The organism is Archangium violaceum (assembly GCF_016887565.1).
Taxonomy (GTDB): domain Bacteria; phylum Myxococcota; class Myxococcia; order Myxococcales; family Myxococcaceae; genus Archangium; species Archangium violaceum_B.
Genome location: NZ_CP069396.1, coordinates 11,163,766 through 11,182,204 on the forward strand (window position 1 = coordinate 11,163,766; position 18,439 = coordinate 11,182,204).

12 protein-coding genes are annotated in these 18,439 nt (G+C 70.0%); 5 read left to right on the forward strand and 7 right to left on the reverse strand.

Going from position 1 to position 18,439, the window contains the following annotated elements; translation table 11 throughout:
- Position 1: 1 nt before the first annotated feature.
- The gene (locus JRI60_RS44450; protein WP_204222121.1) at positions 2-4,378 is read right to left on the reverse strand and encodes a DEAD/DEAH box helicase; all 4,377 of its coding nucleotides are present in this window, start codon (positions 4,376-4,378) and stop codon (positions 2-4) included.
- 230 nt (positions 4,379-4,608) lie between these two features.
- Here JRI60_RS44450 and JRI60_RS44455 point away from each other — a divergent pair, with 230 nt between their 5' ends.
- The 3 genes from JRI60_RS44455 (at position 4,609) to JRI60_RS44465 (ending at position 8,533) form a co-directional block, all read left to right on the forward strand.
- Complete coding sequence (locus tag JRI60_RS44455) at positions 4,609-6,276, forward strand: PAS domain-containing protein (RefSeq protein ID WP_204222122.1); 1,668 nt, start codon at positions 4,609-4,611, stop codon at positions 6,274-6,276.
- Positions 6,277-6,506: 230 nt separating this feature from the next.
- Complete coding sequence (locus JRI60_RS44460; protein WP_204222123.1) at positions 6,507-7,334, forward strand: SRPBCC family protein; 828 nt, start codon at positions 6,507-6,509, stop codon at positions 7,332-7,334.
- Between the two features lie 29 nt (positions 7,335-7,363).
- Positions 7,364-8,533 (forward strand): zinc-dependent alcohol dehydrogenase, encoded by a 1,170-nt coding sequence (locus JRI60_RS44465; protein WP_204222124.1) that lies wholly within the window; start codon positions 7,364-7,366, stop codon positions 8,531-8,533.
- A 6-nt stretch (positions 8,534-8,539) separates the two neighbouring features.
- On the opposite strand, the gene JRI60_RS44470 is transcribed toward JRI60_RS44465, so the two are convergent.
- The 3 genes from JRI60_RS44470 to JRI60_RS44480 all read right to left on the reverse strand — a co-directional run bounded on the left by JRI60_RS44470 (position 8,540) and on the right by JRI60_RS44480 (position 11,839).
- Positions 8,540-9,145 carry a DUF2378 family protein gene (locus tag JRI60_RS44470; RefSeq protein WP_204222125.1) on the reverse strand — a complete coding sequence of 202 codons (606 nt, stop codon included), beginning with the start codon at positions 9,143-9,145 and terminating at the stop codon, positions 8,540-8,542.
- A gap of 122 nt (positions 9,146-9,267) precedes the next feature.
- Positions 9,268-10,350, reverse strand: coding sequence for an aromatic ring-hydroxylating oxygenase subunit alpha (locus tag JRI60_RS44475; protein WP_204222126.1), 1,083 nt, complete (start codon positions 10,348-10,350; stop codon positions 9,268-9,270).
- Between the two features lie 112 nt (positions 10,351-10,462).
- On the reverse strand, positions 10,463-11,839 hold the full coding sequence (locus JRI60_RS44480) for a carotenoid oxygenase family protein (RefSeq protein WP_204222127.1): 1,377 nt from the start codon (positions 11,837-11,839) through the stop codon (positions 10,463-10,465).
- A 74-nt stretch (positions 11,840-11,913) separates the two neighbouring features.
- Between JRI60_RS44480 and JRI60_RS44485 the strand changes: the two genes are divergently transcribed.
- Positions 11,914-12,564 carry a TetR/AcrR family transcriptional regulator gene (locus tag JRI60_RS44485; RefSeq protein WP_204222128.1) on the forward strand — a complete coding sequence of 217 codons (651 nt, stop codon included), beginning with the start codon at positions 11,914-11,916 and terminating at the stop codon, positions 12,562-12,564.
- 58 nt (positions 12,565-12,622) lie between these two features.
- Here the strand turns inward: JRI60_RS44485 and JRI60_RS44490 are convergent, their stop codons facing one another.
- The 3 genes from JRI60_RS44490 to sthA form a co-directional block, all read right to left on the reverse strand.
- A complete protein-coding gene (locus tag JRI60_RS44490) occupies positions 12,623-15,106 on the reverse strand; it encodes a heavy metal translocating P-type ATPase (RefSeq protein WP_204222129.1) in 2,484 nt (827 codons plus the stop codon).
- A 111-nt stretch (positions 15,107-15,217) separates the two neighbouring features.
- Positions 15,218-15,778, reverse strand: coding sequence for an RNA polymerase sigma factor (locus tag JRI60_RS44495; protein WP_239470086.1), 561 nt, complete (start codon positions 15,776-15,778; stop codon positions 15,218-15,220).
- Positions 15,779-15,922: 144 nt separating this feature from the next.
- Positions 15,923-17,320, reverse strand: a complete 1,398-nt coding sequence (gene sthA / locus JRI60_RS44500; RefSeq protein ID WP_204222131.1) for a Si-specific NAD(P)(+) transhydrogenase — start codon at positions 17,318-17,320, stop codon at positions 15,923-15,925.
- Positions 17,321-17,477: 157 nt separating this feature from the next.
- On the opposite strand from sthA, the gene JRI60_RS44505 reads away from it, so the two are divergent.
- Positions 17,478-18,428 (forward strand): MBL fold metallo-hydrolase, encoded by a 951-nt coding sequence (locus JRI60_RS44505; RefSeq protein WP_204222132.1) that lies wholly within the window; start codon positions 17,478-17,480, stop codon positions 18,426-18,428.
- Positions 18,429-18,439 lie beyond the last annotated feature (11 nt).

Here is an 18,439-nt window from a genome sequence, read left to right on the forward strand (position 1 = left end):
GTCAGTTGGCCTGTGCCGCCTCGCCGGAACTGTCCTCGCCCTCCCCTTCCTCGTCGTCTCCCTGTGCGTCGAAGCCCTGGGGTACGCCGTCCACGTAGGTGACGACGTTGCCTACCGTGGCCGGCACTCGCGGGCCCGGTGTCACCACTCCCGTGAGGTTGAGTGGATCCACCGCAGAGAGCTGCACTCGCACTCCCGAGGGCGCTCGCCGGCGCACCGCTCGCGCCACGTCCACCGCCTCCGGTAGCGCGAACTGCTCTCCCACGAAGCCCGCCACGAAGCGGCCTCCCCGGATCTCTCCTCGCGCCTCCATCCGCCGGTACACGTACAGCAACTCGCGCCACGAGGGCGCCAGCGACTCGCGCATCACCAGGTCCCGCCAGACGATGCCGTAGCGCTGCAGGAAGAGTCGCGCGAGTGCGTCCCGCACCTCGTCCTCCGGCTTCGGCTCCGAGGGCACCAGCAGGCTCCAGCGGCCCGGTCCGCCTCGCTGCAGGAGTTTCTGGCGCTTGCGCTGCGCCGGGCTCTGCAGCACCCGCAGGTTCTGCACCGCGTCCGCTGTCACGAGGCCGCGCGCTACCAGTTCCCACAGTGCGTCCTCTACTTCCGCCGGCAGCCGGCGCGAGCGCGAGCACAGGTCGTTGAAGAAGCACGCGCCCCGCTGCTCCAGCACCGCCACCACGTCCTTCGCTGGACCGGACAGGTCCGGTGGCACCCAGACCCCTCCGTCCGCCAGCACCGCGTTCGGACGAGCCGCCGACAGCATCCAGTCCATGTCCTCGCGCTTCACGAACGTGAGGCTCGCGTTCCGGTTCGGTGTCGCCGCTCGAGATCTGGGCGCCTCGGGCTCCGGTGGCGTCGCGGGGGCTCCCCGGCGTGGGCCTGGAACGGGTTTCGCGTCCTTCATCGTCAGGCGGCCCCAGGCCACTTCTCCCGAGTAGCAGGCCCGCTCCAGCAGGTCCCCCAGGTAGCCCTTCATCCGCGCCGGTAGCAGATAGCGCTCCCACGCGGAGGCCGGTGCCTCGTAGCCCTGCAACAGGCTGATCGCCTTCGCCAACCCCGTGGAGCCTCGCAGGGCGTCCACCTCCTCCAGGTGGTGCCACCGGAAGAGGAATCGCATGAAGTCCTGTGCACTGAGTGGCTCGATCTCCTTGCGCAGTCGGCCCACCGTGAGCCTGTGGATTCGTTGCAGGAGGCGACGGTCACACCACTCCACCACGGCCGGGGTGGAACCCGGGGTCTCCGATACCCTCACCCCGTCCCTCTCCCAGGGGGAGAGGGTCAAACCCAAGGGACGGAATCGGCCTCTCAGGATTCCTCCCGTTGCCTCCAGTTGGTGCAACGTCAGGTTGATCTCGGACTCGTCCAACGCCGTTTGCTCGGCCAGCTCCGCCGCCGTGGTCGGTCCGAGTTGCTCCATCCACCCTCTCACCACCTGCGCCACCGCCGCATCCCGCTCCACTGGTTTGTCGCCTGGCAGGGGTTGAAGCTCCGGTTGCAGTGGCACCCCGGGGAACAGCGCACGGATCGTCCCCTGCCGCTCCGCTGGGATGAGGAACCGTTTTTCGCCTGTCTCCAGCCACGCCACCCGGCGTTGCGTCATGAGGCTCGCAACGAAGCGCTGCGGCACCTGCTCCTCCGGCATCAGCACCAGTTGCAGCAGCGCGTCGTGCAGCTCGTCCTCGTCTCGCAGCGGCGGCGCCGCGTCCCGCACCACCTGCTCGATGGCGTCCGCATCCAGTGCCCCGAACGACGCCGCGTCCTCCGCCGGCAGCGTCCTCCGCAGCACCACGTTGCGCACCCGGCGTTCCTCCGCCGGTGCATCGTCGAGGAACGTGTACGGCTGGCTGTTCACCATCTGGTGCGCGAAGACGCTCGGCTCGGGCACGTCCCTCGCCACCAGCTTGATGCGCCCGTCCTTCATCCTCCGCAGCACCTCGCGCAGGCCCTCCACATCCATGGCCTCGCGCAGGCAGTCCTCCATCGTCTGCTTCACCAATGGATGGTCCGGCAGCTCGACGTCCGCTCCTCCGTGGTTGTCCTGGCACCCCACCTGCGCCGGGAACACCGCCGCCAGCAGATCCTCACTCCTCGCCCTCTGGAGGTTCGGCGCCACCCGCTTCCCTCCCGCGAAGCGCGACAGCGACAACGCCCGCGTCGCATTCCACCGGAAGCGCGTCCCGAACAGCGGCACCTGCAACACCGCCTGCACCAGCACCTCCTCCACGTTCTCCGGGCTGAGGAACTGGAAGATGTCCTCCAACGGGAAGGAGTGCTGCTCTCCCAAGGACAGCAGCAGGCCATCCTCCGTCGCCGCCGCCTGCAGCTCGAAGTCGAAGGTGCGGCAGAAGCGCTTGCGCAGCGCCAGGCCCCACGCCCGGTTGATCCGGCTCCCGAATGGCGCATGGAGGATGAGCTGCATCCCCCCCGCCTCGTCGAAGAAGCGCTCGGCGACAATCGTGGTGTTGCTTGGCACCGTGCCCAGCACCTGCTGCCCCGCTCTCAGGTACGCCAGCAGCGCATCCACCGCCGGGGGCGGCACCTTCAGCTCCTTCTCCAGGAACAGCGCCGCGTCCGCACGCGCGAGCAACTCCTCGCGCAGCCGACCCACGTGCACGCTCAGCTCGTCCGTGCGCCCCGGCGCCTCGCCCCTCCAGAAGGGCACCGTCGGCGGCTGCCCGTGCGCGTTCTCCACCATCACCGACGCCCCCATCACCCGCTGGATGCGCCACGCCGTCGTCCCCAGCAGGAAGATGTCTCCGGGCGTCGACTCCACCGCGAAGTCCTCGTCCAGCGTCCCCACCACCTTCCCCTCGGGCTGTGCCACCACGTTGAACGTGAAGGTGTCTGGAATCGCTCCACCGTTCGTCAGCGCCGTGATCCTCACGCCCCTCCGCGCCTTCAGCCGCTGGTTCACCCGGTCCCGATGCAGGTGCACTCCCGCACGACCCCTCCGCAGCGACACGCCCTCCGACAGCGTCTCCAGCACCTTCTCGTACTCCTCGTACGTCAGGTCCCGGTACGGGTACGCCCTCCGGAACAGGCTGTAGAGCGCCCGCTCATCCCACTCCTCGCACGCACACGCCGCCACCACCTGCTGCGCCAGCACGTCCAGCGGCTTCTCCGGCATCCGCACCGCGTCAAGGTCCCCCTCCCGCACCGCGTTCAACAGCCCGACGCACTCCATCAGCTCGTCGCGCGTCATCGCGATCAGGATGCCCTTCGAGATTCCTCCCTTGTAGTGGCCCGCTCGCCCCACCCGCTGCAACAGCACCGCGATGGACCTCGTCGTCCCCAGCTGCACCACCAGGTCCACGTTCCCCACGTCGATGCCCAGCTCGAGCGACGCCGTCGCCACCATCACCGACAGCTGCCCCCCCTTCAGCCTCTCCTCCGCCGACAGCCGCATCTCCCTCGACATGCTGCCGTGGTGCGCCGCTACCTTGTCCGGCCCCAGCCTCTCCCCCAGGTCGTGCGCCACACGCTCCGCCATCTTCCGCGTGTTCACGAACACCAGCGTCGTCCGGTGCTCCCCCGCCAGCTGCACCAGCCGGTCATACACCTGGCCCCACATCTCGTTCGTGGCCAGCGAGCCCAGCTCCTCGTCCGGTACCTCCACCCTCAAGTCCCACGGCCGCTGGTGCCCCACCTGCACCACTCGGCACTCCCCCGCCTTCTCTCCCGTCAGGAAGCCCGCGATCGCCTCCAGCGGCTTCTGCGTCGCCGACAGCCCGATGAGCTGCGGCCGCACCTCGGTGATCGCCTTCAGCCGCTCCAACGACAGCGCGAAGTGGCTCCCCCGCTTGTCCCGCGCCAGCGCGTGGATTTCGTCCACGATGACCGTGCGCACCGAGCGCAGCGTCGCCCTCGCCCGGTCCGCCGTGAGGTAGAGGTAGAAGGACTCCGGCGTGGTGATGAGGATGTGCGGCGGCCGGCGCACCATCTGCGAGCGCTCGGACGCCGACGTGTCTCCCGTGCGCACCTGCACCCGCAGCTCCCGCGGGGTGAAGCCCGCCGCCCGGGCCCGCTGCAGCAGCTCCTCCAGCGGCTGGAGCAGGTTCTTCTGCACGTCGTTGCCCAGCGCCTTCAGCGGCGACACGTACAGCACCTGCGTCTGGTCCGGCAGCCGCCCTTCCAGGGCCAGCCGGAAGAGTCGGTCCAACGCCGCCAGGAAGGCCGTGAGCGTCTTGCCGCTGCCCGTGGGCGCGGCGATCAGCACGTCGTGCTGCGCCTGGATGAGGGGCCAGCCCTCCACCTGGGGACGCGAGGGCTCGCCCAGCCGCTCGGCGAACCACCGCTGCACCACCGGGTGGAACGACTCGAGGGCCGGATGGACGGCCTGGGACTCGGCGAAATCGAGGGCAATCTGAGGGGCCATGGCGCTCTCCCTCAGACTGAACACCGGTTTAGCTGGAGCGTCAACGCATCCGCCCGCCCGCTCGTCCAGCGTCACTGCACGCACCTCGCGTGAACCCTGCCCATACGTACGACACCACACAGCCACCGACAGACGACTGTCTCCTCCTCCCCACTCGGGCCCCGCGACGAGCCGCACCGAGCCAGCGGCCAGGAGAGCCCGTGCTTACCTCCACGGGTGAGGAGTCCCCCATGTTTCCCCCGAGCAGCCGCTATGCCCTCGAGGCGATCAACCCGGATGGGTTCCTCGCCCTTCGCCCGGAAGGCGGCGTGGAGGGCGCTCCCGAGGACTTCCTCTGCGAGTACGCGAACCCCGCCTCCGAGGCGCTGCTCGAGGAGAACCTGAACGGCCGCCGGCTGCTGGTCCGCAGGCCGGAGCTCGTCGAGGCCGTGAAGGCCTGGGGCCAGGTGCTCGCCACGGGCGTGACGGGCACGCACCTGTTCTCGCTGGGCCGGGGCCTCGACGCGCGCCGGATGATGGCTCGGGCCGCTCGCGTGGAGGATGGACTCCTCGCCGTGTGGCTGTCGGACGTGACGGACACCGAGCGCTTCGTGAGCGAGACGGCCGCCTTCGAGGAGAAGGTGCTCTCCTTCATGGAGTGCATGCCGGACCCGTTCCTCGCGTTCGATCGGCAGTGCCGCTTCATCTACGTCAACCGCGCCGCGGAGCGGCTGCTGGGCAAGCGGCGCCAGCTCCTCGTCGGGCGCAGCCTCTGGCAGGAGTACCCCGAGGAGCCCGGCTCCGTTCTGCGCCCCCAGGTGCAGCGCGCGCTCGCCACGGGCGCCCCCGTGGACTTCGAGGAGCGCTTCAACGGCCTCCACCTGGAGGTGACCGCGGTTCCCTCGGACAGCGGCGTGCTCGTGTACCTGCACGACGCCACCTCGCACCACCGGGCCTCGGATGCCGCGCGGCGCGCCAGCGCCCTCTTCAACGCGGTGCTCCAGGGCGCCACTGACGCCATCTACACCAAGGACCTCCAGGGCCGGTACACCCGCATCAACACCGCCGGAGCCCGGCTCATCGGCAAGCCGGCCGAGGCCATCATCGGCCGCACCGACGCCGAGCTGTGGTCGCCCGAGGCCGCTCGGGCCACCCTCTCCCATGACCGCGAGGTGCTCGCCTTCCGGCAGACCTTCACCTACGAGGAGTCGGAGTCGGGGCCCGTGAAGCGGGTCTGGTTGTCCACCAAGGGCGTGCTGCGCGATGAGGCCGGCGTGGTGTTCGGCCTCTTCGGCATCTCGCGGGACATCACGGACCTGAAGCTGCTCGAGGAGGCACTGCGGCAGAACGAGGCCCGTGTGCTGGAGGCGCTGTCGGCCGCGTCGCTGACGCTGTGGGACCTGCGGCTGCCGGAGCGGCGCCTGCGCTGGGAGCGTGGAGCCGCGGCCGCCTTCGCGCTCAGGTCGCTCGCCCCCGAGGAGCCGCTGGATTCGTTCCTCTCCCGCGTCCACCCGGACGACCAGCCCGTGGTGACCGAGGCCCTCGCGCGCTGCGCCCGGAGCCCGGGGGAGGTGTCCCTGACGTACCGGGTGCTCGCACCGGATGGATCCGAGCGGCGGCACGCGCTACGGGCACGGGCCTGTGCCGATGGACAGGGGCAGACCCGCGTGCTGGGCGTGCTGGAGGATCTGTCGGGCCGGACCCCGGCCGTGAGCGTCGCGGTGGCTTCTTGTGCGGACATGGCCCCCGCGGCCTTGGGCCCTCGCCGCCCTAGGAATGTCCCGCGCGCGGCGACGGGTGAGGTCGCCCTCCACGGACAACGGACCAGCCTCGTCCTGCAGGAAGAGGGGCACGAGGGAGAACGTGGCGAGCGCAACGAGGTGGGGCTGATCGGCAGCGCCGCACAGGGCGACGGTTAGTGGAGTGTCCGTGTAGTGGAGTGTCCGTGACCTCGAACGGAGACCCGTGGATGTCCCCTCTCCCTCTGGGAGAGGGCTAGGGTGAGGGTATTTCCCCGATCCGCGCGCCACACGGAAATTGGAACACGGAGGCGACTACCCTCACCCCCCGCCCTCTCCCAGAGGGAGAGGGTGCATGCGGAACCCAATACTCTCCTTGTCCCGCAGGGCAGTGGGTCCCCTCCTCCTGCATGGAGAGCTTCCTGCTCCGCATGCAGGAGGACGCCCGGATGCTGCTGCAGGAAAGCGAACTGATTTCGACCCGGGGGGCCCACAAGCCCCAGCTCGACCCCTCGCTCCAACATGGAACCAAGGGGGTCAACGTCAGCCCCGGTGAGCGGCTCGTCTCCCTCGTCGTGGGACTCGGCTGCGTGGGCTACGGACTGCGACGCCGCACCGTCCCCGCCATCCTCCTCGCCGTGGTCGGCGGCTCGCTCGTGCACCGGGGGCTCACCGGACGCAGCCGCGCCCTCGCCCTCATGGGCATGACCGAGGTGCCGGGCGAGCAGCCAGGTGTCGCCTTCGAGCTGAGCACCACCATCCTCAAGCCGCGCCAGGAGCTGTACCAGGCGTGGCGCGACTTCGAGAAGCACCCGCGCTTCATCCCCCACCTGCTCTCAGTGCGGAACCTGGAGAACGACAAGAGCCACTGGGTGTACCAGGGCCCCGCGGGCTCCGTCATCGAGTGGGAGTCCCGCGTCACCGAGGACCGGCCCGGCGAGCGCATCGTCTGGCGCACCATGCCCGGCTCCCTCATTCAGCACACCGGCACCGTCCGCTTCGAGGACGCACCGGGCGGCCGTGGCACCGTGGTGCACCTCGAGCTGCGCTACCACGTCCCCGGAGGCCGCGCCGTGGCGGTCGTGGCGAAGCTGCTCGGCGACGAGCCCAAGCAGCACCTCTCCCGAGGCCTGCGTCAGTTCAAGCAGCTCATGGAGACGGGGGAGGTCGCCACCGTCGACTCCCAGCCCCATGGCCACCGCTCCGGGTTGGGACGGACGCTGGCGCCGCGCTCCTGAGGACTCGCACCAAGGACGGAGGAAGAACCATGAAGGCCGTGTGCTGGACGGGTGTGAACGACGTGCGCGTGGAGACGGTCCCCGATCCCTCGCTCCTCAATCCGCGGGACGCCATCGTGAAGGTGCGGGCCACCACCATCTGCGGCTCGGACCTGCACCTCTACGATGGCTACATCCCCTCGGTGCTCAAGGGCGACATCCTCGGCCATGAGTTCATGGGGGAGATCGTCGAGGTCGGCAGCAAGGTGAAGAACCTCAAGCCGGGCGACCGCGTCATCGTCCCCTCGGTCATCAGCTGTGGTGACTGCTCCTGGTGCAAGAAGGGCCAGTTCTCCCTCTGTGACAATTCCAACCCCAAGCCGGCCCTGGCGGAAAAGCTGTGGGGACACGCCACGTGCGGCATCTTCGGCTACTCGCACATGATGGGGGGTTACGCGGGCAGCCACGCCGAGTACATCCGCGTGCCCTTCGCCGACGTGGGGCCTCGCAAGGTGCCCGACGGGCTCAGCGACGAGCAGGCCCTCTTCATCTCCGATGCCTTCCCCACCGGCTTCATGGGCGCCGACCTGTGCAACATCCAGCACGGCGACACCGTGGCCGTGTGGGGCTGTGGCGCCGTGGGCCTCTTCGCCATGAAGAGCGCCTGGCTGCTGGGCGCCGGGCGCGTCATCGCCATCGACCGGCTCCCGGACCGGCTCGCCGTGGCGCGCGAGCGCTGCCAGGCCGAGGTGCTCGACTACACCCAGGTGAATGTCCCCGAGGCCCTCAAGGAGCTCACCGGCGGGCAGGGCCCGGACGCGTGCATCGACGCGGTGGGCATGGAGGCCCATGAAATCGGCTACGAGGGCGTCTATGACCGGGTGAAGCAGGCCATGCGCCTGGAGACGGAGCGCCCCTACGTGCTGCGCGAGGCCATCCAGGCCTGCCGCAAGGGCGGCATCGTCTCCATCATGGGCGTGTACGGCGCCCTGGTGGACAAGTTCCCCATGGGCGCGGCGATGAACAAGGGACTGACGCTGCGCATGGGGCAGATGCATGCCCAGCGCTACCTGGACCGGCTCATCGGCCACGTGGAGCGCGGCGAGGTGGACCCCTCCTTCGTGGCCACGCACCGGATGGCGCTCGACGACGCCCCCCAGGCCTACGACATGTTCAAGAAGAAGAAGGACCACTGCCTGCGCGTGGTCCTCACCGCGTAGCCCGCCTCAGCGCCGCGTCAGCCCCACGGCCACCGCCCGGGTGGCCGCGTGGGTCCACGAGAGGCGGAAGGTGGCCGCCGTGCCGTCGAAGGCCACCGGATCCACCAGGATGTCGCCCGCCCCCGCCGAGCGCAGCGTCTCGGAGAGGAAGCCACAGGCGAAGAACGGGTTGTCCGCGGTCACGTCCTTCATCCACAGCGTGGCCGCGTGTGTGCCCAGCTCCTCCACCCGCACCTCGTTGAAGTTGTTGCCCGCCCGCACGTTGTGCGGCACCCGCTCCAGCGTGGGCCGGGGCCCCAGCCGCGTCACGAACGCCATGCTCGCCCGCCCCTGCGCCGTCTGCCGGTAGCCCTGCAGGTAGCGCTCGCCCAGGTTGAACCACGCCTCCCGGGGCGAGGCCGCCGGGAACACGTCGCTCGCCGCCACGCGCAGGAAGGCCTTCCACTGCTCCAGCGCATAGGCCGGCCGCAACGGCTCGTTCAGGTCCAGGCCCAGCTCCCTCAACCGGCGCCGGCCCTCCCGCGTCAGGTGCGGCCCCAGGGCTCGCACGAAGAGGGCATCCACGGACTGGGCGAAGAGCAGCTTCTCGTTGGCCAGCACTGAGGAGGGCATGGCGCAAAGGTGACAGTCCCCTCCGGCTTCCGGCCACCCCCCCTGCCCCTACTGTGTGTGCTGGTAGAAACTCCGCCAGCCCAGAAGGTCCCGGATTGTCCGCTGCCGCGCAGCCGATCCGTTCACACCTGCATCTTCAGCCGCGTCTCCTGCACCTCCGTCGAGGTGGCCACCTTCTCGCGCTCGGCCTGGCGCAGCAGGCGCAGGATGGGCGGGCCCAGCACGTCCACCTCGGTGGAGGCGAACGTCTCCGTGCCGAAGCGGCGGATGGTCTCCGTCTGCCGCTCGAGGATGCGGGCGTCCTGCCCGAAGATGTGCAGCGCCACCGGCGTGACGAAAGGCTTCACCAGCCAGTGCGGCACGGGCATGCGGAAGGTGACGACCGCGTACACCCACGTGTCCCAGTCGTCCGCTGGCGTCATCGCCGAGGTGACGATCAGATGGCTGTCGTCCCCCAGGCGGTACTCCACCTGCGCGATGGACGGCAGCAGGAAGCGGTCGAAGTGCTGCACCACCCCGCCCCCCGGCGCCAGCAGCTTGCCCGCCAGGCCCGGCGGACGCGGCTCGCCGATGTACTCGGCCTCTACCCGGTCCGCGCCCCGGCGCACCACGACGTCGATCTCCGCCCGCTTCTTCTCCGTGCGGAACAGGCCCCCATGCAGGAAGGCCGTATGCGGCACGTCCAGCGTGTTCTCCAGCAGCGCGTGCAGCGACCCCTTCGCCCGCAGGGTGCGGCGCACGGTGCTGTAGCCGTGAGCGTCCAGCAGCGGGAAGCGGTAGGGCTCGTGCGAGGGCTCGACGCCCGGGGTGGAGTACACCCAGACGAAGCCCTCCTGCTCGCGCGTGGCGTGCCAGGTGGAGCAGCGGGACTTCGCCCCCGGCTCGCCGATGAGGCCCGGAATGGCACGGCACTGGCCCGCTCCGTCGAAGCGCCAGCCGTGGTAGCCGCACTGGAGCTGACCGCCCACCACGCGCCCCATCGACAGCGGCACGTTGCGGTGCGGGCAGCGGTCCACCAGCGCCGCCGGCTTGCCCGTCTCGGTCCGGAAGAGCACCAGCGGCGTGCCCTGCAACATGCGCGCGAGCGGCTTGCGGCCCAGCTCGCGCGAGGTGCTGAGGATGAACCAGCTCTGCGGGAGCCGGACCACCGAGACCAGTCCTGAGGGCGCTCCGGCCGCGCGCCCTTCCTCACGAGAAGAGAACATGGGCGTCAGTCTAATGAGACGCCAGAGGAGTGCACGCTTCCTGGAGGCTCAACCCGACGCCCACCAGGCAGCGAGGCATCCCCGTGCACCATTCCATGTCCGTGGAGCCCTTTCAGCCCGCGGCCGCGAAGCTGCCGTGGAACGTGACGGGGATGGGGTGATCGAAGTGGACCGTCGCCAGGGGGCCGTCCTCGAGGTGCTGCCCGTCCAGGACCGCGACGTAGGAGTGATCGCTCGTCCGGTCGTAGACCAGATCGAGCACGAAGGCATCGTCCTCCGCCTTTCCGCGCGGCACGAGCACGGGCTCACTCGGCACGTGCCCGGCCGGCACGGCCCACTCCGCGCTGCCCCCCCGATCGAGGTCGATGCGCGTGAGCCCCGCACACCTCCGGTCCGCGCCGCGGCGCTCGGTCTGCACGAAGACGGTGCCGTGACGTGCCCCGTGCACTCGCGGATGCAGCTGCGGGAATTCGCAGGGGACATCGAAGAGCTTCGTCTCGCGCGTCCTTCCCGTCTTCAGGTCGAGGTGCAGGCGCGTCAGGAGCGGGGGCGGGCCGCTCTCCTCGAGCTCGCCGATGTCGCCGAGCGCGAACTCGGGGTAGCGGCACAGGTCGATGCACGGACCGTCACCGTCCTCGAAGGCGTTCGCGAAGTGCCAGGTCCAGAAGGCATCGAGCTCGAAGGTTCGCGGCGCATGGATGGCGTCCAATGGGACGACGATGAGCCGAGCCCCGAGCTCGGGCTTCCATTGGAAGAGCTTCGTGAAGTCGGCGAGTCCCAGCATCGCCCGCAGGAGGTTCAGCTTCACCGGCCCCAGGAAGAGGATCAGGTGCCGCTCCGTCGCCATGAAGTCGTGCACCATGCTCTGCCAGGGCGCCTCGAGCGTTCCAAGCTTCGTCCCCCGCCCCTCATCGGGCAGCGCGTAGAGGTCGATGAGCATCTTCGGGCCGTAGCGCAGTCCGAAGTTGAAGGAGGTCCGGAGCGAGGCGACGCGATGCGGGTGCGCGGAGAACGCTCCTGAGATCACCCCCAGGTCGGTGGCCTCGAGCGTGTCCAGCGAGCCCGGGTCCATCTCCTGCGGCAGTCCACCCTCCATCAGCGCGAAGAGCCGGTCCTGCCACAGCAGGGTCGACGTGTTGCCCGTGCTCTTCGCCGAGCCGCTGCGCGCGGCGCGCATGCGATCGAGCCACGAGGCCGCCGAGTTGAAGAGAAACCGCCCCGCCGCCTCCTCCGCGCGGTAGCCGGCGCTCTCGACGATGCGGCAGGCCCCCTGTGCGCCTCCACCCCCGAAGCGCACCGCCGTGACCGCCCCGTCCGCCTCGAACGCATGCGAGATGCTCCGGCCGAAACGCTCGAAGAGGCCCGCTCCGGCACGGAAGAGCGTGCCCCGGAGCTCCTCGGGAAGCGCTCCCTCGACCCGCAGGGGCTCGAACCCATGGGGGCGGGAGAGGGACCTCAACAAGGGGCTCACGGTCTTCTTGCCGCTCATCGTTCGCTCTTTCGGACAGGGAGACCTGCGCCTCCGTTGCAAAGTAAGTGCATCTTACTTACTTTGCAACGGACATGACCCGAAAGACGCCAACGCGCCCCTACCACCACGGAGACCTCAAGCACGCACTGCTCGAGGCGAGCATCGAGCTGCTTCGAGAGGAAGGTGTGGACGCGCTGACGGTGGCCGAGGTCGGCCGCCGGGTCGGCGTCTCCTCCGCCGCCCCCTACAAGCACTTCGCGGATCGCCAGGCGCTGTTGCGCGCGATCGCCGCGGAGGGAGACCGGCGGCTGGGCGAGGCCATCGTCGCGGCGGCGGGGAAGACCACCGATCCGCGCGAGGCGTTCCGCCTGTCGGGGATCGCCTACATCTGCTGGGCGGCGGAGAACCCCGCCCTCTACCGCATCGCGACCGACCCCGCGCACATCGACTACGCGTCGACGCCGCCGGACGTCCATCCACCGGAGGCACTCAAGGGGTCGATGGAGACGTTCTGGACGGAACTGGCGGCACTGGTGTGCTCGGGTGCCGCCATTCCCGCCTCGCATCCGTTGATGGAGCAGTTGCGAGGGCGAGCCCTGGCGCAGGGAGTGGCCAGCCTCTTCGTCAGCGGCGCCTTCAGCTCGCTCGGCATCACCACCGCGGATGCGGGGCGGATCGCGCGGGCCGTGACGGGCGAGGACGTCCCAGCCACTTCACGCCGGAGCAGAGCCTCGCGAGGATAGGCACGCCCCGCGATACCCTCACCCCGTCCCTCTCCCAGAGGGAGAGGGGTGGTTGGGGCTACAGGTCCAGCTTGCGCAGGCGCAGCGCGTTGCCGATGACCGACACCGACGAGAGGCTCATCGCCGCCGCCGCCAGCATCGGGCTCAGCAACAGCCCGAAGAACGGGTACAGCACCCCCGCCGCGATCGGCACTCCCAGGGTGTTGTAGACGAAGGCGAAGAAGAGGTTCTGCCGGATGTTCCCCAGCGTCCCCCGGCTCAGCTTCCTCGCCCTCGCGATTCCCCGCAGGTCCCCCTTCACCAGCGTCACCGCCGCGCTCTCCATCGCGATGTCCGTCCCCGTCCCCATCGCGATCCCCACGTCCGCCTGAGCCAGCGCCGGTGCGTCATTCACCCCGTCCCCCGCCATCGCCACCGTCCGGCCCTCGCCCTGAAGCCGCTTCACCACGTCCCCCTTGCCCTCCGGCAACACCTCCGCCACCACCTCGTCGATGCCCAACTGGCGCGCCACCGCCTCCGCCGTCGTGCGGCTGTCACCCGTCAGCATCACCACCCGCACTCCCTCCCGGTGCAGCGTGGCCAGCGCCTCGGCCGTGGTGCTCTTCACCGGATCCGCCACCCCGAGCAGCCCCGCCGGCTTCCCGTCCACCGCCACGTACATCACCGTCTGACCCTCGCGCCGCAGCTCCTCCGCTCGAGGTCGCAGTTCCGCCGCGTCCACCCCCAGCGACTCCAGCAGCGCCACGTTGCCCAGCGCCACCTCCGCGCCCTCCACTCGTCCCGTCACGCCCTTGCCCGTCACCGAGCGGAACCCCTGCGCTCCCACCAGCACCGCCCCTCGCTCCTCCGCTCCCGCCACCACCGCCGCCGCCAGCGGGTGCTCGCTGCCCCGCTCCAGGCTCGCCGCCAGCCGCAACAGCCGCGCCTCGTCCACGCCCTCCGCCGCCACCACCGACACCAGCTTCGGCTTGCCCTCCGTCAGCGTCCCCGTCTTGTCCACCACCAGCGTGTCCACCTTCTCCAGCAGCTCCAGCGCCTCCGCGTCCCGGATGAGCACCCCCGCCCCGGCCCCCTTGCCCGTCCCCACCACCACCGACATGGGCGTCGCCAGCCCCAGCGCGCACGGGCAGGCGATGATGAGCACCGCCACCGCGTTCACCAGCGCGTGCGCCAGCCGCGGCTCCGGGCCGACGAAGGCCCAGACGAGGAACGTCACCGCCGACACCGCGATGACCGCCGGCACGAACACCCCGGCCACCTTGTCCGCCAACCGCTGGATGGGCGCACGCGAGCGCTGGGCCTCACCCACCCGCTGCACGATGCGCGACAGCAACGTGTCCCGCCCCACCCGCTCGGCCTTCATCACCAGGCTGCCCGTCCCGTTGACGGTGCCGCCCGTGACTCGCGCCCCGGGCACCTTCTCCACCGGCATGGACTCACCCGTCACCATGGACTCGTCCACCGCGCTCTCGCCCTCCAGCACCACGCCGTCCACCGGCACCTTCTCGCCAGGGCGCACGCGCAGCGAGTCCCCCACCTTCACCTGCTCCAGCGAGACGTCCTCCTCCCGGCCGTCCGCGTGGATGCGCCGGGCCACCGCCGGGGCCAGGCTGAGCAGCGCGCGCAGCGCCCCCGAGGTCGCACGCCGGGCACGCAGCTCCAGCACCTGTCCGAGCAGCACCAGCGTGGTGATGGTCGCCGCCGCCTCGTAATACACGGGCGCCGCGCCGCCATGGCCCGTGAAGGCATGGGGCAGCAGCCCCGGCGCCACCGTGGCGAAGACGCTGAAGAGATACGCCGCCCCCGTCCCGATGGCGATGAGCGTGAACATGTTGAGGTGCCGGTTCCTCACCGACGCCCAGCCCCGCTCGAAGAAGGGCCAGCCGCCCCAGAGCACCACCGGCGTCGCCAGCGCGAACTGCACCCACGCCAGCAGCCTCGGGTCGAAGGCGCGCTGCACCGGCTGGCCCGGAATCATCTCGGACATGCCGAGGAAGAGCAGCGGCAGCGAGAGGACCACCCCCACCCAGAACCGCCGCGTCATGCTCAGCAGCTCGGGGTCCGGCTGCTCCTCGGGCAGCACCGTGCGCGGCTCCAGCGCCATGCCGCACTTGGGGCAGGTGCCCGGGTGGTCCTGCACCACCTCCGGGTGCATCGGACACACCCACTCGGTGCGCGCCGTCATCAGCACCGGCTGCTCCGGCTCCAACGCCATGCCGCACTTGGGGCACGCGCCCGGGTGGTCCTGGCGGACCTCGGGGTCCATCGGGCAGATCCACATCGTGCCCGGCGGAGCCTCCACCGGCTCCGGCTCACCCTTCGCCTCGAGGAATTTCGAGGGCTCGGCGGCGAAGCGCTCCCGGCACTTCGGGTTGCAGAAGTGGTAGGTCGCGCCCTTGTGGACGTGGCTGCCGCCCTTGGCGTTCGCGGGGTCGACGGTCATGCCGCAGACCGGGTCCAGCACCTTGCCCGAGGCCTCGGGCGGCGGGCCATGCGAGTGGGCGGCATGGGGATCGTGCGAGTGGGTGTGCTCGTGGGCCATTGAGGGAACTGCTCCTTTCACCCGGGCTAACGGAGCGCCCGCCAGACCCTTACAGTGGTCATGCTCCGCGCCCGGATTCCGGTCCGGGAGGTAACCTGGGCTCCCTGCCCGTCAAGCGGGCGTCTGACAGCCCCCACCCGGCTTCCCGCAGGTGCAGTCCAGGCACCCATGCGCCGCGCATGTACCGCAGCTCCGCTCCAGCTGTTTCTTCAAAGCCTGGCGCGCCCGGTGGAGCCGCACCCCGGCGTTGTTCGCGGTGATGCCCGACTCCCGCGCCACCTCGGGAACGCTCCGCCCCTCGAGGTCCACCTGACGCACCATCTCGGCGTACTCGGGCTTCAGCGCGGGCAGCAGGTCATGGATGCATGCGCAAACCGTTTGCGTCAGCTCCGGATCCCCACCCACCTCGGAGGCCTCGCGAGCCTCCCGCTCCAGCGCACGGCCCTCGGCGGCGTTCCGGCGGTAGTGGTCCACCAGCGCATTGCGCAGCAGCCGGTAGAACCACGCCACGGCCCCCTCGCCCTCCTGGAGGTCACCGCCCTTCTCCAGCGTCCGCACATAGGCGGATTGCAGCAGTTCCTCGGCGAGCGCCCGGCTGCCCACCCGGCTCTCGAGGAAGCCGAGGAAACGCCGGTGGTTTCCCACCAGTGCCTCCACGACCCCTGTATTCAACGTCCCCCCTCCCTCTCCCTCTGGGAGAGGGTCAGGGTGAGGGTATCCGTCACCGTCCCGCATTCCGTACCTCGGGCCTCTACCGGAGCGCACCTCGCGCCCCGGTTCCTGTCCATACCCGAGGCCCGGCGGGATTCAACCCCATCAGAACAGCCGATTGAGGCCGTTGAGCGCGGCCACCCGGTACGCCTCGGCCATGGTGGGATAGTTGAACGTGGTGTTGACGAAGTAGTCGATGGAGTTGCCCGGCCCCTCCTGCGCCATGATGGCCTGGCCGATGTGGATGATCTCCGACGCGTTGTCCCCGAAGCAATGGATGCCGAGGATCTCCCGCGTCTCCCGGTGGAAGAGCAGCTTGAGCATCCCCACCGTGCGGCCGGTAATCTGGGCGCGCGCCAGGCTCTTGAAAAAAGCGTGTCCCACCTCGTAGGGCACACCGTCGCGCGTGAGTTCCTGCTCGGTGCGCCCCAGGCTGCTGATCTCCGGGCTGGTGTAGATGCCCGTGGGCATGTCCTTCACCAGCTTGTGCTCCAGCCGACCCTCGACGATGTGCGTGGCGGCGAAGCGGCCCTGGTCATACGAGGCGCTCGCCAACGACGGAATGCCCACCACGTCTCCCACCGCGTAGATATGCGGGACGACCGTCTGGTACGCGTCGTTCACCTGCACGTTGCCACGCGAGTCCATCTGGATGCCCAGCGCCTCGAGCCCCAGGTTCTGGGTGTTGCCGGTGCGCCCGTTGGCCCACAAGAGGATGTCCGACTTCAGCCGCTTGCCGCTCTTGAGGTGCAGCACCACCCCGTCCTCGAGAGGCTCCACCCGATCCATCTGCTCGTGGTGGCGGATGAGCACGCCCTGCTCGCGCAGGTGGTAGGAGAGCGCGTCGGAGATCTCATCGTCCAGGAAGGACAGGAGCCGCTCGCGCGTGTTCACCAGGTCCACCTTCACGCCCAGCATGCGGAACATGGAGGCGTACTCGCAGCCGATGACGCCCGCGCCGTAGATGATCATCGTCATCGGCGTCTCGCGCAGCTTGAGGATGGTGTCCGAGTCGAAGATGCGCGGGTGGCGGAAGTCCAGGTCCGGCGGGTGGTAGGGCCGAGAGCCGGTGGCCAGCACGAAGGCCTTGGCGGAGAGATGCTCGCTGGCGCCCCGGGGCTCGCTGACCTCGACCGTCTGGGCGTCCAGGAAGCGCGCCCGCCCCACCACCAGCTCCACCCGGTTGCGCTCGTAGAAGGTGGTCCGCAGTTGCACCTGGCGGGACACCACGGACGAGGCCGTCCGCATCATGTCCTTGAACTTCCAGCGGTGGGCCAGCTCGACCCGGAGCTCCGGGTGGTCGGTCTGCACATCCACCAGCCGCTGGATGGCGTGGCGAAGCGCCTTGGAGGGAATGGTGGCGGTGTGAGTGCAGGCGCCCCCCACCAACATCTGCTGCTCCACCACGCACACCCGCTTGCCAGACTTCGCGGCCTTCATGGCGGCCCCTTCACCACCCGGGCCCGAGCCGATCACCACGACGTCGAATTGCCGCACGCTCATGGCCGGATATTTCCCGAGCCCGCGCATCCCGCAAAGAAATCACCCGGTAAAAGGGAGGGGGCACGGGCTCCCCCGCCCGCTCCCCTTGCATTCGGGGGCGGGTGACGGAACATGACAGGGGCGGGCCCCACCTTCTCGAGGGCCCTCGGAGAGCCCCATGGCGGTGCGCTACAAGAACCTGGACGGCAGTGGCCCGCATCCCCTCGGCACCGTCTTCAAGTGGGCCGTCGGCGACAAGCTGGCGGGCAGACGCCGTAGGAGCCCGGAGCGCGCCGCCGTGCGCCGCGTGGAGCCGGACCTCACCGTGCTCGCCACTCCGCCCGCTCCCGGAGAGGGCGTGCGCCTCACCTGGCTGGGCCACGCCAGCTGGCTGGTGCAGCTCGACGGCGTGTCGCTGCTCATCGACCCCGCGCTGCGCGACACCATCACCGGCTTCATCCGCCGCAACGTGGCCCCGGGCGTCCCGCTGGAGAAGCTGCCCCCCATCGCCGCCACGCTGGTGTCCCACAACCACTACGACCACCTGGACATGCCCACCGTCCTGCGCGTGGGCGCGCCCGTCATCACCGGGCTCGGCGTGGCGCGCTACTTCCGCCACGGCGCACCTCCCGCCACCGAGCTGGACTGGTGGGGCTCCACGAAGGTGGGCCCGGTGACGGTGCACTTCGTCCCCTCGCAGCACTGGAGCCGCCGGAGCCTCAACGACGCCAACGAGACGCTCTGGGGTGGCTTCGTCGTGGAGGGCTCCAGCGCGCGCGTCTACCACTCGGGGGACACCGCGTACTTCGACGGTTTCAAGGAGATAGGCCAGCGCTTCCCCGGCCTCGACGCGGCCATGCTGCCCATCGGCGCGTATGACCCGGGCTGGTTCATGGAGAAGCAGCACATGAACCCCGAGCAGGCCGTGCAGGCATATGAGGACCTCGGGGCCCGGCGCTTCCTCGCCATGCACTGGGGCACCTTCAAGCTCACCGACGAGCCCCTGGACGAGCCACCCCAGCGGCTGGACGCCGAGTGGAACCGCCGCCAGCTGCCTCGCGAGCCGCTCCACGTGCTCGCCGTGGGAGAGAGCCTCACCGTCCGCCACGACACGGCTCGTCAGGGTTGAGCGAGCGCGAG

Coding starts and splice junctions, on each gene's coding strand:
- JRI60_RS44475 (WP_204222126.1), bottom strand. CDS start 10,350: ATGTTCTCTTCTCGTGAGGAAGGGCGCGCGGCCGGAGCGCCCTCAGGA.
- sthA (WP_204222131.1), bottom strand. CDS start 17,320: ATGAGCGTGCGGCAATTCGACGTCGTGGTGATCGGCTCGGGCCCGGGT.
- JRI60_RS44505 (WP_204222132.1), top strand. CDS start 17,478: ATGGCGGTGCGCTACAAGAACCTGGACGGCAGTGGCCCGCATCCCCTC.
- JRI60_RS44455 (WP_204222122.1), top strand. CDS start 4,609: ATGTTTCCCCCGAGCAGCCGCTATGCCCTCGAGGCGATCAACCCGGAT.
- JRI60_RS44450 (WP_204222121.1), bottom strand. CDS start 4,378: ATGGCCCCTCAGATTGCCCTCGATTTCGCCGAGTCCCAGGCCGTCCAT.
- JRI60_RS44460 (WP_204222123.1), top strand. CDS start 6,507: ATGGAGAGCTTCCTGCTCCGCATGCAGGAGGACGCCCGGATGCTGCTG.
- JRI60_RS44465 (WP_204222124.1), top strand. CDS start 7,364: ATGAAGGCCGTGTGCTGGACGGGTGTGAACGACGTGCGCGTGGAGACG.
- JRI60_RS44490 (WP_204222129.1), bottom strand. CDS start 15,106: ATGGCCCACGAGCACACCCACTCGCACGATCCCCATGCCGCCCACTCG.
- JRI60_RS44470 (WP_204222125.1), bottom strand. CDS start 9,145: ATGCCCTCCTCAGTGCTGGCCAACGAGAAGCTGCTCTTCGCCCAGTCC.
- JRI60_RS44480 (WP_204222127.1), bottom strand. CDS start 11,839: ATGAGCGGCAAGAAGACCGTGAGCCCCTTGTTGAGGTCCCTCTCCCGC.
- JRI60_RS44485 (WP_204222128.1), top strand. CDS start 11,914: ATGACCCGAAAGACGCCAACGCGCCCCTACCACCACGGAGACCTCAAG.